This window comes from Pseudoxanthomonas sp. PXM02, from assembly GCF_014851805.1.
Lineage (GTDB): Bacteria > Pseudomonadota > Gammaproteobacteria > Xanthomonadales > Xanthomonadaceae > Pseudoxanthomonas_A.
In genome coordinates this window covers 101,988-119,674 of sequence record NZ_JACVAK010000001.1, presented here as the reverse complement: position 1 = coordinate 119,674, position 17,687 = coordinate 101,988, and the positions used below count along the sequence as shown (strand labels likewise).

Sequence of the window (17,687 nt, the reverse complement as noted above, 5' to 3'; positions counted from 1 at the left end):
GCACAGGCTACGGGGCGCGTCAGCCGGCCGCATTGATCGGAATCAATTCACCCGTGAAGCGCGGTCGCCGACCTCGGCATCCGGAATCTCCGGGAGCATTTCCAGTGCCGCGGGCGTGGTGCGCAGCATGGGGTGGAACCGGGCGGCCGACAGCAGCCGACGTGCCTTGAACAGGCGGCGCCCGCCAGCCACCAGCGCCAATGTGCCCAGCGTGGCAGCGAAGAACAGGGGCAGGGCCGCCGCACCGAACTGCTGCATCAGTCCGCCCGCCACCGCGGGGCCTATCGCCGCGCCGATGCCGTTGAGCAGCAGCAGCGCACTGCATCCCGCCAGCAACTGCTCGGCCGGCAAGCGGTCCAGCAGATGCGCGACCGCCAGCGGGTACAGCGCGAATGCCAACCCGCCGAACAGGAAGAACAGCGCATGCGACTGCGCCTCGAACCGCAGCGCGAGCACTGCCGTTACCGCGCCGAGCGCCGCGACCAGGGCCAGGGTGCTGCGGCGATCACCGCGGTCGGAGAGGCGGCCGATCGGCAACTGCAGCGCGGCACCGCCCACGATGGTCACTGCCATGAAGGTGCCGACACCGGCGCGGTCCAGCCCCAGCGAAGCCGCGTATACGGCCCCCATTCCCCAGAACGCACCCAGTGCCAGACCGGCGAGCAGCGCTCCCGCCGCGGCACTGGGCGCGACCCGGCAGATCTGCAGCAGATGGATCTTCGGCGCCACGGTCATCGTGGGCGGCGTCAGGCGCGTCGCGCTGACGGGCAGGATGGCCAGGGCGAACAGGATCGCCACCACGCTGAACAACACGGGGCTGCGGGGCGGCTGCAGGTCCAGCAGCAACTGGCCGGCTGCCAGCGCCAGCAGGGACACCACCATGTACACGCCGAACACGCGACTGCGGTGCTCGGGGGCGGCCTGCGCGTTCAACCAGCTTTCGATCACGGTGCAGAGCCCGACCAGCGCGATGCCGGTGACCACGCGCAACAGCATCCAACCCACCGGTTCCATCCACAGCGGATAGACCAGCACTGCCGCAGCCGCCAACGCACCATGGAACGCGAACGCACGGATGTGGCCGACGCGGCGGATGAGGGGCGGGGCGGTGAACGTGCCGAGGAAAAAGCCGATGAAGTAGCCCGACATCACCAGGCCCGTCGTTCGCTCACCCCATCCCTCCACCTGACTGCGCATCGCCAGCAGCGTGCCCAGCAAGCCGTTGCCACCCAACAGGAGGGCGACACTCGCGAGCAGGGCGGTGATGGGAAGCAGGATGCGCAACACGATGTGCGGGCGTTACCTGGAAAAGGACGCCCGACATGCTAGCAACCCGTTCCTGAGCGACCGGTTCACATGCGCCGTCATGCACCGCGCACATGCTGCGCGATGCCATCGGGTATCCTGCCGCCGTAGCGGCGCTGGCATGCAACAGACAGGTGTTTCGATGAGCGAACGCAAAGTCCCCGGCATCGACGACTACGAAGGCGCCGCAGGCGGGTGGGGTGCGCTCGCGGCCGTCGCACGGGCCGTGAAGAGCCAGATGGCGGTCGGTCGCGAGACATCGGCGTTGCGCCGTGTCAACCAGCCCGCCGGTTTCGACTGCCCGGGGTGCGCATGGCCTGATCCGCGCCACACGTCATCCTTCGAGTTCTGCGAGAACGGCGCCAAGGCGGTGTCGTGGGAAGCCACCGGCAAGCGCGCGACGCCCGCCTTCTTCGCTGCACACACGCTGTCCGAGTTGTGGGAGTGGAGCGATCACGCGCTGGAGGACGAAGGTCGCCTGACGCATCCGATGGTGTACGACGCAGATGCGGATCGCTACGTGGCGATCGGCTGGGATGACGCCTTCACGCGGATAGGCGATGCATTGCGCGCGCTCCCGGATCCCGACATGGCCGAGTTCTACACGTCGGGCCGCACATCGAACGAAGCCGCTTTCCTCTATCAGCTGATGGTGCGTGAGTACGGCACCAACAACTTCCCCGACTGCTCCAACATGTGCCACGAGGCGACGAGCGTCGGCCTGCCGGAATCCATCGGTGTCGGCAAGGGCACGGTGACGCTGGAAGACTTCGAGTATTGCGATGCGCTCTTCAGCTTCGGCCACAATCCCGGCACCAACCATCCCCGCATGCTCTCCACGCTGCGCGAGGTCTCGAAGCGCGGTGTGCCCATCGTGGCGGTCAACCCGTTGCGCGAACGTGGGCTGGAGCGCTTCACCTCGCCGCAGCATCCCGCGGAGATGCTGACCAACACCGCCACGCCGATCGCGCAGACATACTACCAGGTGAAGATCGGCGGCGACCTCGCCTTGCTCAAGGGCATGATGAAGTGGCTGTTGCAGGCCGATGCCGAAGACCTTGCGAAGGGCGGGCCTGGGGTGCTGGATCACGCCTTCATCGCCGAGCATACCGAGGGCGTTGGCGCGCTTCGCGAAGATCTGGCGAGCACGTCATGGGACGAGATCGTCGCGCATTCCGGTCTGTCGTATGAAGATATTGCGGCCGCAGCAAGCCTCTACGCGAAGGCAGAACGCGTGATCCTCTGCTACGGCATGGGCATGACGCAACACCGTCGTGGTACGCAGAACGTGCAGCAGATGGCCAACCTGATGCTGCTGCGCGGAAACATCGGCAAGCAGGGCGCCGGCATTGCGCCGATCCGTGGCCATTCCAACGTGCAGGGTGACCGGACCGTCGGCATCACCGAGAAACCGACGCAGGCGCTGGTCGATGCGATCAAGCGGACCTACGGATTCGAGTTTCCGCTGACGCACGGCCATGACGCGGTCGAGGCGGTGCGTGCGATCCGCGATGGCCGTTCGCGTGCACTCGTCTGCATGGGCGGCAACCTGGCCGTGGCGATGCCGGATCCGGACACGACGATTCCTGCGATGCGCACGCTCGATCTCGCCGTGCATATCGCCACCAAGTTGAACCGCTCGCACCTGATTCCCGCGAAGCAGGCATTCCTGCTGCCTTGCCTGGGACGCACCGAACGCGACGAGCAGGCGAGCGGGCTACAGTCGGTGACCGTGGAGGACTCCATGTCGATGGTGCATGCCTCGCAGGGGGGGCTGACACCGGCCTCCGAGCATCTGCTGTCCGAACCCGCCATCGTCGCCGGTATCGCGAAAGCGACGTTGCCGCAGACCAAGGTGGACTGGGATGGCCTGGTCGCCGATTACGACCGCATCCGCGACGACATCGAAGCGGTGTTCCCGATGTTCAAGGACTTCAACCGGCGCGTGCGCGAGCCCGGCGGTTTCCGACTGTATATCGGTGCGTCCGAGCGCGACTGGGGGCCGGGCAGGAAGGCCCGCTTCCTGGTCGCACCCAGCCTCGACGAGGACCCGGGTACCGACCGACGCGATCTGCTGACGCTGACCACGATCCGTTCGCACGACCAGTACAACACCACGATCTATGGCTTCGATGATCGCTACCGCGGTGTCAGCGGGCGACGCGATGTCGTGTTCATGAATCGGGACGACATGCGCATCCGCGGGCTGGCGCAGGGCGATCGGATCATCGTGGCATCGTCTTTCGACGACGACCGTGGAGGATCGCGAACGGTCTCGGGGTTCATCGCAGTCGAATACGATCTGCCGCCGGGATCGGCGGCAATGTATTACCCGGAGGGCAATCGCCTGGTCCCGCTGGACAGCCATGATCCAACCTCCGGAACACCGGCCTACAAGTCGATCCCGGTCACCGTGCGGAAGCTGCAGCTTGCGGAAGACGATGCAGCCTGATCGCCTCGACGGCGTCGCGTGGCGGGAGGTCGTCGACATCACGCGCGACGTGGCAACGACGCGATCGGACCGGTTGGCCGAGGAAGTACCGCTCGAAGTCCGCTGCAACGGCGAACCGCTGGCAGTGATGATGGTGACGCCCTGCGACCTGGAAGACTTCGCCCGTGGCTTCGCACTGACCGAGCTGGGCGTCGCGGGAGACGGTCTGTCGTCGGTGAAGGTGCAGGCGCTGCTGGAAGGCATCGCGGTGGACATCCACACGTTCGAACCGCTTACGGCACGACCGGAGCGCTGGATGCCCGGTCGCAGCGGCTGCGGCATCTGCGGCAACCGGTCGCTGGAGGACGTCATCCGGCACCCCGACCGTGTAGGGCAGGGCATTGCCATCGCCTCTGCATCGCTTGATGTGGCGCGTACCGCACTGCACCTTCACCAGCCTCTCAACGCCATCACCGGCGCTCTTCATGCCGCGGCGTGGGCGATGGCTGATGGATCGCTGCGGCTGGTTCGCGAAGATGTCGGTCGCCACAACGCGCTGGACAAACTGATCGGCGGGATGCTGCACGAGGGCATCGATGCGGCCTCGGGTTTCGCCGTGGTGACCAGTCGCGCAAGTTATGAAATGGTCGCAAAGGCGGCCGCCGCCGGCATGCCGCTGCTTGCCGCCATCTCCGCGCCGACCGCACTGGCAGTGGATCTGGCGGACAGCTGCGGGCTGACACTGGTCGGCTTTCTTCGCAGCGACCGGCATGTGATCTACAGCCATGCTTCCAGGTTGGCGAACGATCGAGGCGCCTAGCTCGCAGCCGCTTCGGGCCGGTCGCGGGATCGCAACGCGTCAAGGCGATCGCTCATACCCGACTAGGACGGCATGCTGGCGCCCGCAGTGACCGGCGGGAGGCATACGCTGGATCGATTTAAATGGGATGATCCCGGCGACGATCCAGCGGCCCCGTTCGGGGACAGTTTCATGGACTTTGCGCATCACGATGACGGCGCCCGGACTTGCCTTGTTGCCGACGTCGGTGGCACGAACGCGCGCCTCGGATGGACGCGTGACGGACGCGAGGTGCTGGATGTGTCCACGTATCGCTGCGGAGACTACCGCGCTCTTGCCGATATCCTGGACGCGTATATCCAACGGATCGCGGCAGAGCATGATGGACGGCGGCCTTCCGAAGCCGTCGTGGCCATCGCGGGATTCCTCCATGGCGATCGCCTGGTGAACGCGAACCTGCCCTGGGACGTGTCGGTCAGTCGCACGTCGGAGGCTGCCGGTCTCGGATCGTTGGCGCTCATCAACGATTTCGGTGCCGTCGCCCATGCGCTTCCGGGGATACGACGGGACACACTGGTTGCCCTGTTGCCGGGACAACATGATCACGGCATGCAGGCGCCCGCGCTGGTGATCGGCCCAGGCACTGGCCTGGGTGCTGCGATGTGCCTCGACCCGGCGGGCAGCGACGTGCTGTTGACCGAGGCGGGACATGCGGCGCTCACGGCCGGCAACACGAAAGAGCTGGATGTACTGGAAGACCTTAGCCACCAATGGCGGCATGTAGATATCGAGCGCGCCCTGTCGGGTACCGGGCTGATGAACCTCTATGGAAGCCTGTCCCGGTTGCGAGGCGAGGCCCCGCGCTGGCCACGCGTGGAACAGGTGGTCGAGGCCGCAGGGGCTGACGATGCCATTGCACGCGAAACGTTGGACGTCTTCTGCGGTTGGCTGGGTAGTACGGTGGCCGATCTCGTGCTGACGCTGGGTGCGCGCGATGTGTATCTGGCCGGAGGCGTCACCACCCACATCGCCGGATTCCTGCATGCAGGAACGTTCCAGCAGCGTTACCTCGACAGATTCGAAGGCGCGCGGACGGCTCCCGCGGTGTGGCGAATCGACCATGGACAGCTGGGCCTCGTCGGCGCTGCCGCTTACTGGCGCACTCACCTGAGCGATCATCGGGATCAATATCTTGAGGCGTATGCATGAACGACAGAAGGAAATTCCTCGGGCAGATGGCGCTGTCTGCGGGCGCACTCGCCGTGTCGAGCGGGCTGGATGCGAAGTCCCCGGATCCCCGAGCGCCCGAAGGTGGGCGCGTGGTGTCCACCTGGGATTTCGGCGTGGGCGCCAATCAGGCGGCATGGGCGCGGCTGATCGCGGGAGGCAGTGCGCTGGACGCCGTCGAACAGGGGGCGCGCTGGGCTGAAACCGATCTATGCAATCCGACCGTGGGCCGCTGCGGCAACCCGGACAGGGACGGCGTACTGACGCTGGATGCCAGCATCATGGACGGCGATGGCCGATGCGGTGCCGTCGCTGCACTTGAAGACATCGACCACCCCATCAGCGTGGCGCGACGGGTCATGGAAGATACGCCACACGTCATGCTGGTGGGCGAGGGCGCGCAGCAGTTTGCCGTGTCCAAGGGTTTCCGCAAGCAGCGCCTCCTCACCCCGGAAGCCGAACAGGCGTGGCAGGCATGGCGTGAGCGCGCCGAGTACCAGCCGCAGATCAATGCCGAACGCCGGCAGCGACCCGGCGACAAGGACAACCACGACACGTTGGGCATGCTTGCGATCGATCGTCATGGCCGGCTTGCCGGCGCCTGCACCACCAGCGGCATGGCGTGGAAGATGCATGGACGCGTGGGCGACAGTCCCATCATCGGCGCGGGGCTTTACGTGGACAACGAGGTAGGCGCGGCGACGGCATCGGGCGTGGGCGAGGAAATGATCCGCAATGCAGCGAGCTTCCTGGTGGTGGAACTGATGCGCCAGGGACGCACGCCGATGGACGCCTGTCACGAAGCGATCGAACGCGTGGTGCGCAAGCGGCCCGAGGCGAGTAAGTCATTGCAGGTCTGTTTCCTCGCCATCAACAGGCACGGCGAGGTGGGTGCCTTCGCCTTGCACGAAGGATTCGTCTACGCGGTCTGCGATGCCACGAAACAGGATGCGCTGCATGCCTCGGACGCGATCTACGCAGGTTCGGGCGCATGACCGGTTCCGCCCGTCCGGTGCTGGAGATCGCTGCAGGATCGCTGGCATCCGCACTCGTCGCCCAGGGAGCAGGGGCGGACCGGGTCGAGCTCTGCGATGCGCTCGAAACCGGCGGACTCACACCTTCCTATGGCGCGCTTGCCTGCGCACGTGATCGCTTGCGCATCCCGCTCTTCGTGCTGATCAGGCCGCGTGCCGGTGATTTTCTCTACAGCACGCAGGACGCGGACGTGATGCTGCGCGATATCGACGTCTGCGTGCGACTCGGCTGTGACGGCGTCGTGGTGGGGGCGCTGGATTCCGAAGGTGCCCTTGATGAGTCGTTGTGTCGGCAACTGGTCGCGGCGGCCGGAACACTGCCAGCGACCTTCCATCGAGCATTCGATGCGACACGCGACCCACCTGCGGCGCTGGAGCAGGTGATCACCCTGGGTTTCACCCGTTTGCTGACCTCGGGCGGCCGCGCCACCGCGATGGAAGGCGGCGAAGACATCGCGTCGCACGTTCGCCAGGCCGCAGGACGACTGCACGTCATGCCGGGCGCCGGCATCGACGCCACCAACATCGCCAGGCTCGCTGACCTTACCGGCGCACATGAATTCCATGCGTCCGCGAAAGCGCCACGCGCTTCCGCAATGCGTTTCACACCTCCGGCGCTGGACGGTTTATCGCCCGACTGGAGCGAGACCGATCCCGCGCGGGTGCGTGCGTTGCGCGCGGCGCTGGACGGGCGGTAGCGCGCGTCACCGCGACATCGAGTACGGCAGCGCCAGACGCCCGCCCGCAGGTATCTTGTCCGGTGCGGCCTGCATCGTGAAGCGCAGTTCGCCGCCCGCCAGGATATCCGCGTGCTCCAGATACGTGCGCTCCAGCGGCTTGCCATTGAGCGTCACGCTGCCGACGTAGGTGTGGGCATCATCCAGGCCTTCGGCGACGACGGTGAAGCGCTTGCCGTTGGGAAGATGCAGCGTGGCGCGGGGCAGGAACGGACGCCCCAGCACGTACTGGTTGCTGGCCGGCGTGACCGGATAGAAGCCGAGTGCGGTGAACACGTACCAGGCCGACATCTGGCCAAGATCGTCGTTACCGGCCAGGCCGTCCGGCCGCGGCGCGTACTGCGTGTCCATGATCTGCTTCAGGCGCGCCTGTGTACGCCAGGGCTGGCCGGCATAGGCGTACAGGTAGGCGACATGATGGCTCGGTTCGTTGCCATGCGCGTACCAGCCGATGAGGCCGGTAATGTCCTCCATGTGTTCGAACACGGCCGGATCGACCTTGGCGTCGAACACCGCATCCAGTTTGGCCAGCAACGCGTCGCTGCCGCCGTGCGCCGCCGCCAGTCCGGCGACATCCTGCGGTACATACCAGGAGTATTGCCAGGCATTGCCTTCGGTGTAGTCGGTACCGTACCCGCTGGCGGTCGGATCGAACGGATCACGGAACACGCCATCGCGCTTGCGCGCCCGCATGAAGCCGGTGGCCGGATCGAACGCATGCTTCCAGTTGGCAGCACGCCCGTTGAATTCCCGAGCAACATCGGTCTTGCCCATTCCCTGCGCCATCTGCGCGATGGTCCAGTCGTCGTAGGCGTACTCCAGCGTCTTGCTCGCCGCTTCGCCTTCCTCATCGATCGGCACGTAGCCCAGCTCGCGGTAGGCGGCGATGCCGTCGTACGGTCCGTAGTTGGCGCTGGCCACCATCGCCTGCAGGGCCTCCTCGGTGTCGTAGCCGCGGATGCCCTTCATGTAGGCATCGGCGATTACCGGTGTTGCGTGGTAGCCGATCATGCACCACGTTTCCAGGCCGTGGAACGACCACACCGGCAGCACGCCATACGGGCTTTCGCGTCGCGCGGCGAGCAGGGAATTGACGAAGTCATTCGTGCGTTGCGGAGGCTGGACCAGCGTGGTCAGCGGATGCAGGGCGCGATAGGTGTCCCATAGCGAGAAGGTGGAGTAGTTCGTCCACCCCTTGGCCTGATGGACTGCATTGTCGGGGCCGCGGTAGCGGCCGTCGCTGTCCATGAACAACGTGGGGCCGAGTAGCGTGTGATAGAGCGCGGTGTAGAAGCTCGTTCGCTGTGTCTGGTCGCCTTGGACTTCCACTGCGCCCAGCGCATCACTCCATTGCTGTTTTGCGTCTGCGCGCATGCCATCGAAATCCCAACCCGGGGCTTCCGCTTCGAGATTGGCGATGGCGTTGTCCTCGCTGACGGGCGAGATCGACACCTTCACCAGCAGCGGCTGTCCGGCGGGTGGCGCCACATCGAACGCGGCGACCAGCTGGCGGCCTTCTATCTGCGCACGCTGGCCAGGGTCCTTGTCGCCGGGCGGCGGAAAGCCCTTGTAGGGGATGTCCTGCTCCGTGTTGTGCAACTGGTGAGCTTTGAGCGGCTGCGAGAACCGCACAGCGAAGTAGAGCTGACGGCCCGGCGCCCAGCCTCGCGTTTCGCGAAAACCTGTGACCGTGCCATCAGGGCGCACGCGCACACGCGACCACGACACCTTGCCAGGGTAGTCGTACATGCTGGTACGCAGATCCAGCACCACATGCGCGGGCTTGTCCTTGGGAAAGGTGTAGCGGTGCATCCCGACGCGTGGGCTGGCCGTGAGTTCGGCACGTACGTCGTGGTCATCCAGCGTGACGGCGTAATAGCCCGGCTGGGCGGATTCGGTGGCATGGCGGAACCGCGAGGTGTATCCGCTCCGCGGCTGATCGGGATTCCCGCGCTCGAGCTTCAGCTCGCCGGTGATGGGCATCAGCAGTAGGTCACCCAGGTCCGAGTGGCCCGTGCCGGAGAAATGGGTATGCGAGAAACCGACGATGGTGGTGTCGCTGTTGCGATAGCCCGCAGCCCAGCCATATCCGTCCTTGCGGGGCTGGATGCGGGTGTCGGGGGAGAGTTGCACCATGCCGAACGGCACCGTGGCACCGGGGTAGGTGTGGCCTTCGCCTCCGGTACCGATGAAGGGATCCACGGCCTGGAAAGCCGCCTCGCCGGCGCCGGCCGACGCGGCGAACGCGCTCCCGGAAGCCAGCGCAGTGACGCCTGCCATTCCTGCCAGCATGACCATGGCCGTACCGAACTGCTTCATCCGCGCACCCTTTAGATCGGTCGAATGCGGGCAAAACTAGCACAGGTGTCAAGCCCCGCTAGCACGAGAGTGATGGCAACGTGCACGCGATCATGTTTGGTGGCAGGCGAGGGTGGCTGTTGCGGAGCAGCATGCAAGATGACCAGGAGCATGCTAAATCTGCACGTGAATTGGATCGATCCAAATTCTCTTCGGACGATAGCGCGCTGCCCGGGGAGGGCCGCATATCGATCATGGTCAGTTCGCCGTTGACACGGAAATCCGCATGAACACCCGGTTCACGACGCTTGCTGCAATCCACAGAGTGCTCGGCATCAGGACGCTGCGCTTGCTTTCGCTGATCGTGCTGTCCGTCCTGGCGGCTGGCGCGCAGGCCGTGGAGGTGAGCGTTCTTGACCAGGGCTGGGAGTTCCGGCAGATGCCGGCGCCGGACGGAACTACGGAGAAGGAATCGAGTGTCGGAACTTCGTGGCGGGCAGCATCGATGCCCGGCACGGTACATACCGATCTGCTTGCCCATGGCCTGATTCCCGATCCCTACGTCGGGGCGCCGGAAGCCGGACTGCAGTGGATCGGCCTGGCGGACTGGGAATATCGCACCACGTTCCAGGCGACCACTGGAATGCGCGACGCCGCGCGCAGCGAGCTGACGTTCGAGGGGCTGGATACCTTTGCCGAGGTCTTCCTCAACGGTGAGAGGGTACTGGAAGCCGACAACGCGTTCCGCACATGGCGCATTCCGGTACAAGGCAGGCTGAGGGAAGGCGGCAACGAACTGCGCGTCATCCTGCGCTCACCGATACGGCGCATGCTGCCGCACGTGCAGGACATGCCGTACCGCATCGCCGGCAACTATCCGTCGCCGTACGGCGACGAGCCGAAGGACGCGATGACGGCGAACTTCGTACGCAAGCCGGGTTATCACTACGGTTGGGACTGGGGTCCGCGCTACGTGACCGCCGGACTTTGGCGTCCCGTGCGGCTTGCCAGCTGGAATGCCGCACGCGTGGACGATCTTCAGCTGCGTCAGGATCTTGTAGATGAAGAAGTCGCCAACGTCACCGCGATAGCGACCGTGGATGCGGCCAAGCCAGGCAACTATCTGATGCGCGTCTGGCAGACCGCCCCCAATGGACGGAGAACGGTGGCAGCAGAGCAACGCATCACGCTGCCTGCGGGAACCAGTCGCGTTCCCGCGCCTATCCGCATCGAACGACCACAGCGCTGGTACCCGGCCGGTTACGGAGCGCAACCGTTGTACGTGTTCGAAGCGGAGCTTGCACTGGGAACGCAGATCGTCGACACACGCCGCGTGCGCACGGGCTTGCGGAGCGTGGAGCTCAGCCGTAAGGCTGACGGGAAGGGAAGGGAATTCGCCTTCGTCGTCAACGATATCCCGGTCTTCGCCAAGGGGGCGAACTCCATTCCCTTCGACATGTTTCCCTCGCGGGTCACGCCGGCACAGATCCGGCGCGTCCTGCAGTCGGCCGCAGATGCCAACATGAACATGGTACGGAGTTGGGGCGGTGGCTACTACGAGAGCGATGCGTTCTACGACATCGCCGCCGAACTGGGCCTGCTGGTGTGGCAGGACTTCATGTTCGGTGGCGGCATGCAGCCCGCTTACGATCCAGCGTTCCGCGCCAATGTGGTGGCCGAGGCGCAAGACCAGATCCGACGGCTCCGCAATCACCCCAGCATTGTCCTGTGGTGTGGCAACAACGAAGAAGAGATCGCCTGGAAGTACTGGGGCCACGGCAAGACGCTGAAAGAGGCCGATCCTGCCTTCGCTGATCGTGTCTGGAACGGCTACGTGCAGCTGTTCGACCGCGACCTGCGTGGCGTGGTGGAGGCAGAAGCGGGCGGTATCGCCTACTGGCCGAGTTCGCCCAGCGATGACATGGCGGAGACGGCCAACACCCCCACAAGTGGTGACATGCACTACTGGGAGGTCTGGGGGAATCCCGCACGCGCTCCCGCGGCATACCTGGATATCACGCCGCGTTTCATGTCCGAGTACGGCTTACAGGCGTGGCCGGTCCCCAGGACGATCGACCACTTCGTCGGCCGGCAGGAGCAACGCATCGATTCGCCGGTGATTGAAGCGCATCAGAAGTTTCTCGCCGGCAAAGGCAATGAGCGGCTACTGCATTACATCCGCATGGAGTTCGGTGAACCGCGCGACTTCGCCGACTTCGTCTACCTTAGCCAGGTCATGCAGGCCGAAGGCATAGGACTGGCCGCACGCCACCATCGCGCCAGCCAGCCCTACACCATGGGTTCGCTGTACTGGCAACTCAATGATGTGTGGCCCGGAGCGTCGTGGTCGGGAGTCGACTGGTTCGGGCGCTGGAAGGCATTGCAGTTTCATGCGCGCCGGTTCTTCGCGCCCGTGGCGCTGGCGGCATTGCGCAAGGATGCAAGCACGACGATCACCGTGGTATCGGATCGCACCACCGCGCGCCAGGGAGAATGGCGGCTGCGGGTGATGGATCTGGAGGGCCGTACGCTCCGCGACGAGCGCAGGCAGATCAGCGTGAAGCCACTGTCGGCAACTCGCCTGGCCTCGTACAACGACGGCGAACTGCTCGGCAGCGCCGATCCAAGGCGAACGGTTGCCGTTGTCGACCTCAGTGTGGATGGCGAGGCGCCATCGCGAGAAATCGTTTACTTCACCGAGGCGAAGAACATCGACTGGCCGGTGTCCCGCGTGCAGGCCGGACTACATCGTGACGCCAACGGCACGTCGCTCGACGTTGTCTCGGATTCGCTAGCACGCGCCGTGTGGATCGATTTCGGTGACCTTGACGTCGAGATCTCCGACAACGCCCTTACGTTGCTGCCCGGCGAGCGCGTCAGACTGCGCATCAAATCCAACGCTGCGCCCGAGGCACTGCGAAGCTCGCTTCATGTGCGCACGCTGGCGGACGCCCTGTCCACAACCTCATTCCCCCGGAGTACCGCATCACCATGACCCAGCTTGCTCCCGCACATGACAATTTTCGTAGTGAGGCGTTCCTGCGCGACCACATCCGCAAAACGATGGCCTTCTACCATCCCCGCTGCATCGATCCGGCAGGAGGCTTCTACCACTACTTCAAGGATGATGGACGCGTCTACGATGCATCGCATCGCCATCTCGTCAGCAGCACGCGCTTCGTCTTCAACTACGCCACGGCGGCGATGGAGTTCGGTGGCGAGGATCTGGCGCTGCGGCAGACCTACATGGACGCAGTGAATCACGGCCTGGCGTTCCTGCGTGAGCGACACATGGACCCGGTGAGCGGCGGCTACTTCTGGACACTTAGAGATGGTGTGCCGGAAGACACCACACAGCACTGCTATGGCGCGGCTTTCGTGCTGCTGGCGTACTCCATCGCCTTGAAGGCAGGTGTCGAAGGCTGCCGCCCGTGGATGGATGCGCACTGGGACCTGTTGGAGGCCCGCTATTGGGAACCCTCGCATGGGCTCTACCGCGACGAAGCCACACGCGACTGGCAGTTCAGTGACTACCGCGGCCAGAACGCCAACATGCACATGTGCGAGGCCATGCTGGCGGCGTACGAGGCCAGCGGTGAGGTGCGCTATCGCGATCGTGCCCTGTTGCTGGCCGACAACATGACCCGCCGCCAGGCCGCACAGAGCGAGGGACTGGTGTGGGAGCACTACGATGTGCAATGGCAGGTGGACACCGACTATCACCGCGATGATCCGAAGCACCTGTTCCGTCCGTGGGGGTTTCAGCCCGGGCATCAGACGGAGTGGGCCAAGCTGCTACTGATCCTTGACGGACACCTGCGCCGGGCGGGCGAAAGCACTGACTGGCTGTTACCGCGTGCTCAGGAACTTTTCGACCGTTCCATGGACGCGTCGTGGGACCACGAGCACGGCGGCTTGGTGTACGGCTTCGCGCCGGAATCACTGAGGAAGGACATCACCGGTCCGCAGCTGCCGGATGGTCGCCATTTCGTCTGCGACGACGACAAGTATTTCTGGGTGCAGGCCGAGTCGCTGGCCTGTGCGGCACGACTGGCGGTCGCCACAGGCAGTGAACGTTACTGGCAGTGGTATGACCGGCTGTGGGATTACGCGTGGGCCCACATGGTCGATCACGTCCATGGCGCATGGTTCCGCATCCTCGACCGTCGCAATCGCAAGTACGACGACGACAAGAGCCCCGCGGGGAAGACCGACTACCACACCATGGGAGCCTGCCATGACGTTCTGTCCATCCTGCGCGCACATGACTGAGTACTCGCTCGTGAGGCGCGCGTCCGCGGCGGCGGCGATGCTCCTGCTGCTGGCAAGCACACGCCCGGCCTTTGCAGAAGACGCAGCCTTCTCCACGTCGTTCGAGGAAGGCCAGATCCTTCCAGCCGTGGCAGGGCGGGGGGAGGTGCGTGTCGAGGTAGGTGGCGGACCCGAACGACCTTATGCAGCAAGGCCGGGCAAAGGCTATACCGGGCAGAAGGCGCTGGGTTATCGCGCCGATGCCAGCGGCCGTCTGTCATTGTTCGAGGTCGACATCAAGGTCGGGAAGTATACGACGTTGTCCTGGATGGTCCTGCCCGAAATCGTGTCCGGGCACACGGCGGCATCCACGGGCGTTTCGCTGGACCTGGTGTTCGATGACGGTCGCCGCTTGTCGGAACTCGGGATGACGGACCAGCACGGTGCCCCGGTCGGTGCGCAAGGCCAGGCCGCGTCGATGACGCTGTATCCGCAGCAGTGGGCGCACAAGCAGGTACGCGTGGGTGACGTGGCTGGCCTGCGCGGAAAGCGCATCCGCGCTATCGAACTGCAGGTGTTGCCCGGCCCTGGCGGCAGCGCGGCGGGATGGATCGACGACATCGCCCTCCGGCAGGAATCCGTTGACGACGCAATACGACCCAGCGATTACGTGCTCACCACGCGTGGCACGCAGTCCAACAGTACGTTCTCGCGCGGCAACAACATCGCGGCCACGGCCATGCCCCACGGCTTCAACTTCTGGGTGCCCGTGACCGACGCGGGTTCACTCAGCTGGCTGTACCGGTGGAACGAGCAGAACGGCGATGACAACCGGCCCCGTTTGCAGGCGTTGTCGCTCAGTCACCAGCCCAGTCCGTGGATGGGCGACCGCCAGACGTTCCAGGTGATGCCGTCCTCGGCAGCAGGCATTCCCGAAGCGGACCGCCAGAAGCGTGCGCTGCCGTTCACGCATGAACGTGAGGAAGCCCGCCCGCATCTCTACCGCATTGACTTCGATAACGGCATCCGTGCCGAGATCGCCCCGAGTGAGCGCGCGGCAGTGTTCCGGTTCCACTTCCCCAAAGGAGGCGATGTCAACCTGCTGTTCGACAACGTCGATGCACGCGGTGGCCTGATCCTGGACAAGGCTTCGCAGACGCTCCGCGGCTACACCGATACCCGGAGCGGCCTGTCCAATGGCGCGACCCGCATGTTCGTCTATGCACGTTTCGATCGGCCCTGGACCGACAGTGGCATGATCGCGACGGGCCGGCCCACCGGCTACGTGAAGTTCTCGCCGGACGAGAAGGGCGGCGTGGTCATGCGCATCGCCACGTCGCTGATCTCCGTGGAGCAGGCGAAGCGCAATCTCGACCTGGAGATCGGCGATGCGAACTTCGACACGGTCCGGGCGCGCGCGCAAGACGCCTGGGACGCACTGCTCGGACGGGTCAGGTTGCAGGAAGCGAGCCACGACCAGCGGGTGACGGTCTACTCCAACCTCTACCGCTTGTTCCTGTATCCCAACGTGGCCCACGAGAACGTCGGTACGGTGGAACATCCAGACTGGCGTCACGCCGACCAGAACAGTTGGTCGAAGGAGAATGCCGGCGGCAACGCCGAACGCACGTCCGCGCCCGTCAAACCGGGCAGGATCTACGTCAACAACGGTTTCTGGGATACGTTCCGCACGACGTGGCCGGCGTACGCGCTGTTCGCACCCGAGCGTGCCGGCGACATGGTCGAGGGCTTCGTGCAGCAGTATCGTGATGGCGGCTGGATCGCCCGCTGGTCATCGCCCGGTTACGCGGACCTGATGGTAGGCACCAGTTCCGACGTAGCGTTCGCCGACGCCTGGTTGAAGGGCGTGCGCGGCTTCGATGCGCACGCCGCGTATGAAGCCGGATTGCGTAACGCCACCGTGGTACCGCCCGTGTCCAACGTGGGGCGAAAAGGCATTTCAAGGTCGATGTATCGCGGCTACGCAGACAACAGCGTCCACGAGGGTCTTTCCTGGACGCTGGAAGGCGCGCTTAACGACTTCGGCCTGGCGCAGCTCGGCCTCGCCCTTGCGGAAGATGAAAAGGATCCCGTGCGTGCACGTCGTTACCGTGAGGAGGCGGAGTATTTCCAGGCACGCGCGACGGAATACGTTCATCTGTTCGACCCTGCCACCCGGTTCTTCCGTGGTCGCACGCCGGATGGCCACTGGCAGCCCGCCGCATCGGGATTCGATCCTCGTGTCTGGGGCGGCGACTACACCGAAGCCAATGCATGGACGTTCGCCTTCACGGCGCCTCACGACGCGGCAGGACTGGCGACATTGCTCGGCGGCGAGAATGCACTCGCGCAGCGACTGGATGAGTTCTTCGCCACGCCTGAAACAGCGGAAAAGCAATTTGCTGGCTCGTACGGCAACGTCATCCACGAGATGACCGAGGCCCGCGACGTACGCATGGGCATGTACGCGCACAGCAACCAGCCTTCGCACCACATTCCATGGATGTACGTGGCCGCTGGACAGCCATGGAAGACGCAGCGCATCACCCGCGACATCCTGGGCCGCTTGTACCTGGGCAGCGAGATAGGGCAGGGCTATCCCGGCGACGAGGACAACGGCGAGATGTCGGCGTGGTATCTGTTCGGCATGCTCGGTCTTTACCCGCTCAGGATGGGGGCGCCGGAGTACATCATCGGTTCCCCTCTCTTTCCGTATGCCGAAGTCGATCTAAGCGACGGAAAGAAGCTCACCGTGATCGCCCACAACAACAGTGCGGGCAACGTGTATGTGCAGTCGCTGAAGGTCAACGGGCAACCTTGGACACAGGCATGGCTACGCCACGCCGACATCGCCGGCGGCGGAACGCTGGAGTTCGTCATGGGCGACAGGCCGTCGACGTGGGGCAGTGATGCCGACGCCTTGCCGCCATCGCTGACGCCGCGGGGCGCTGCACCCCGTGGTTTGGGTGACGTGGCTTCGCGAGCCAAGAACATCTCCGTCTCTGGCGTGCGACAAGTCTCGGCGCTGGTCGATGACGACGCCGCCACATCGGTCGCACTGCCGGCAGCGGCCAGCATCGACTTCCATTTCGATACGCCCACGCGCACCAGTCATTACACGCTGACCAGTGCGGACAAGCCGCTGACAGGGCTGTCGTGGACTCTGGAAGGGCGGTCCGGCGAGGGCCGCTGGACGATGCTGGACCAGCGCAGCGCGCAGACATTTGTATCGGCGCATCAGTTGCGTCCATTCGTCATTGAGCGCCCGGGGGAATACACGGACTATCGCGTGCGGTTCGGGAGGGACGCGAGCGTGGCGCTCTCGGAAGTTGAACTACTGCAGCCCGTATCCCGCGCGCCGGTTCCCTGAGACGAGGCACATTAGGGCAGGCGCGTGGGCGCGCCGCCCCTGATCATGCAAGGACGAAGCCCGGAGTTGCTGCGAGGCAGCATGCAACCTGGAAAACGGTGTGGTAATTATGCGCACCGTCGAATTAGAACGATCTAATTCGGGTTCTGGAGGATGGAGGGAAAGAGGGGAGTTCCGTCGCGTGCCACGCTGGCACCCGGTCCTCCCTGGCGGACGGTTTTCTACGTCCGCAAAT

At 64.9% G+C, this 17,687-nt stretch carries 10 protein-coding genes; 8 read left to right on the top strand and 2 right to left on the bottom strand.

The genetic code is table 11. The features are described 5' to 3' along the window. Window positions 1-42 precede the first annotated feature (42 nt). On the bottom strand, window positions 43-1,275 hold the full coding sequence (locus IB225_RS00485) for an MFS transporter (protein ID WP_192310795.1): 1,233 nt from the start codon (window positions 1,273-1,275) through the stop codon (window positions 43-45). A 172-nt stretch (window positions 1,276-1,447) separates the two neighbouring features. On the opposite strand from IB225_RS00485, the gene IB225_RS00480 reads away from it, so the two are divergent. The 5 genes from IB225_RS00480 (at window position 1,448) to IB225_RS00460 (ending at window position 7,494) form a co-directional block, all read left to right on the top strand. After that, the gene (locus tag IB225_RS00480) at window positions 1,448-3,757 is read left to right on the top strand and encodes an FdhF/YdeP family oxidoreductase (protein ID WP_192308695.1); all 2,310 of its coding nucleotides are present in this window, start codon (window positions 1,448-1,450) and stop codon (window positions 3,755-3,757) included. Then, window positions 3,747-4,556, top strand: a complete 810-nt coding sequence (fdhD, locus tag IB225_RS00475) for a formate dehydrogenase accessory sulfurtransferase FdhD (RefSeq protein ID WP_192308693.1) — start codon at window positions 3,747-3,749, stop codon at window positions 4,554-4,556. Before IB225_RS00480 ends, fdhD begins: the two co-directional genes overlap by 11 nt. Before the next feature lie 72 nt (window positions 4,557-4,628). Beyond that, entirely contained in the window at window positions 4,629-5,744 is a 1,116-nt protein-coding gene (locus IB225_RS00470) for a glucokinase (RefSeq protein WP_225583142.1), read from the top strand. Beyond that, window positions 5,741-6,757 (top strand): N(4)-(beta-N-acetylglucosaminyl)-L-asparaginase, encoded by a 1,017-nt coding sequence (locus IB225_RS00465; protein ID WP_192308691.1) that lies wholly within the window; start codon window positions 5,741-5,743, stop codon window positions 6,755-6,757. Before IB225_RS00470 ends, IB225_RS00465 begins: the two co-directional genes overlap by 4 nt. Continuing rightward, window positions 6,754-7,494: a copper homeostasis protein CutC gene (locus IB225_RS00460; protein ID WP_192308689.1), complete on the top strand. Its 741-nt coding sequence runs from the start codon at window positions 6,754-6,756 to the stop codon at window positions 7,492-7,494. The genes IB225_RS00465 and IB225_RS00460 overlap by 4 nt, the downstream gene beginning before the upstream one ends. Before the next feature lie 6 nt (window positions 7,495-7,500). Here the strand turns inward: IB225_RS00460 and IB225_RS00455 are convergent, their stop codons facing one another. Next, window positions 7,501-9,852, bottom strand: a complete 2,352-nt coding sequence (locus IB225_RS00455; protein ID WP_225583140.1) for a GH92 family glycosyl hydrolase — start codon at window positions 9,850-9,852, stop codon at window positions 7,501-7,503. A 265-nt stretch (window positions 9,853-10,117) separates the two neighbouring features. Between IB225_RS00455 and IB225_RS00450 the strand changes: the two genes are divergently transcribed. The 3 genes from IB225_RS00450 to IB225_RS00440 are packed head-to-tail and all read left to right on the top strand — an operon-like array spanning window position 10,118 to window position 17,452. Continuing rightward, window positions 10,118-12,826, top strand: coding sequence for a glycoside hydrolase family 2 protein (locus IB225_RS00450; RefSeq protein ID WP_192308687.1), 2,709 nt, complete (start codon window positions 10,118-10,120; stop codon window positions 12,824-12,826). Continuing rightward, a complete protein-coding gene (locus IB225_RS00445) occupies window positions 12,823-14,103 on the top strand; it encodes an AGE family epimerase/isomerase (RefSeq protein ID WP_192308685.1) in 1,281 nt (426 codons plus the stop codon). The genes IB225_RS00450 and IB225_RS00445 overlap by 4 nt, the downstream gene beginning before the upstream one ends. A 37-nt stretch (window positions 14,104-14,140) precedes the next feature. Then, a complete protein-coding gene (locus IB225_RS00440) occupies window positions 14,141-17,452 on the top strand; it encodes a GH92 family glycosyl hydrolase (protein ID WP_225583381.1) in 3,312 nt (1,103 codons plus the stop codon). The last annotated feature ends 235 nt before the right edge of the window (window positions 17,453-17,687 follow it).

What these genes read in the sequence shown, in the direction of transcription:
- IB225_RS00480 (WP_192308695.1), top strand. Translation starts at nt 1,448, where the DNA reads ATGAGCGAACGCAAAGTCCCCGGCATCGACGACTACGAAGGCGCCGCA.
- fdhD (WP_192308693.1), top strand. Translation starts at nt 3,747, where the DNA reads ATGCAGCCTGATCGCCTCGACGGCGTCGCGTGGCGGGAGGTCGTCGAC.
- IB225_RS00470 (WP_225583142.1), top strand. Translation starts at nt 4,629, where the DNA reads ATGCTGGCGCCCGCAGTGACCGGCGGGAGGCATACGCTGGATCGATTT.
- IB225_RS00465 (WP_192308691.1), top strand. Translation starts at nt 5,741, where the DNA reads ATGAACGACAGAAGGAAATTCCTCGGGCAGATGGCGCTGTCTGCGGGC.
- IB225_RS00460 (WP_192308689.1), top strand. Translation starts at nt 6,754, where the DNA reads ATGACCGGTTCCGCCCGTCCGGTGCTGGAGATCGCTGCAGGATCGCTG.
- IB225_RS00455 (WP_225583140.1), bottom strand. Translation starts at nt 9,852, where the DNA reads ATGAAGCAGTTCGGTACGGCCATGGTCATGCTGGCAGGAATGGCAGGC.
- IB225_RS00450 (WP_192308687.1), top strand. Translation starts at nt 10,118, where the DNA reads ATGAACACCCGGTTCACGACGCTTGCTGCAATCCACAGAGTGCTCGGC.
- IB225_RS00445 (WP_192308685.1), top strand. Translation starts at nt 12,823, where the DNA reads ATGACCCAGCTTGCTCCCGCACATGACAATTTTCGTAGTGAGGCGTTC.
- IB225_RS00440 (WP_225583381.1), top strand. Translation starts at nt 14,141, where the DNA reads ATGCTCCTGCTGCTGGCAAGCACACGCCCGGCCTTTGCAGAAGACGCA.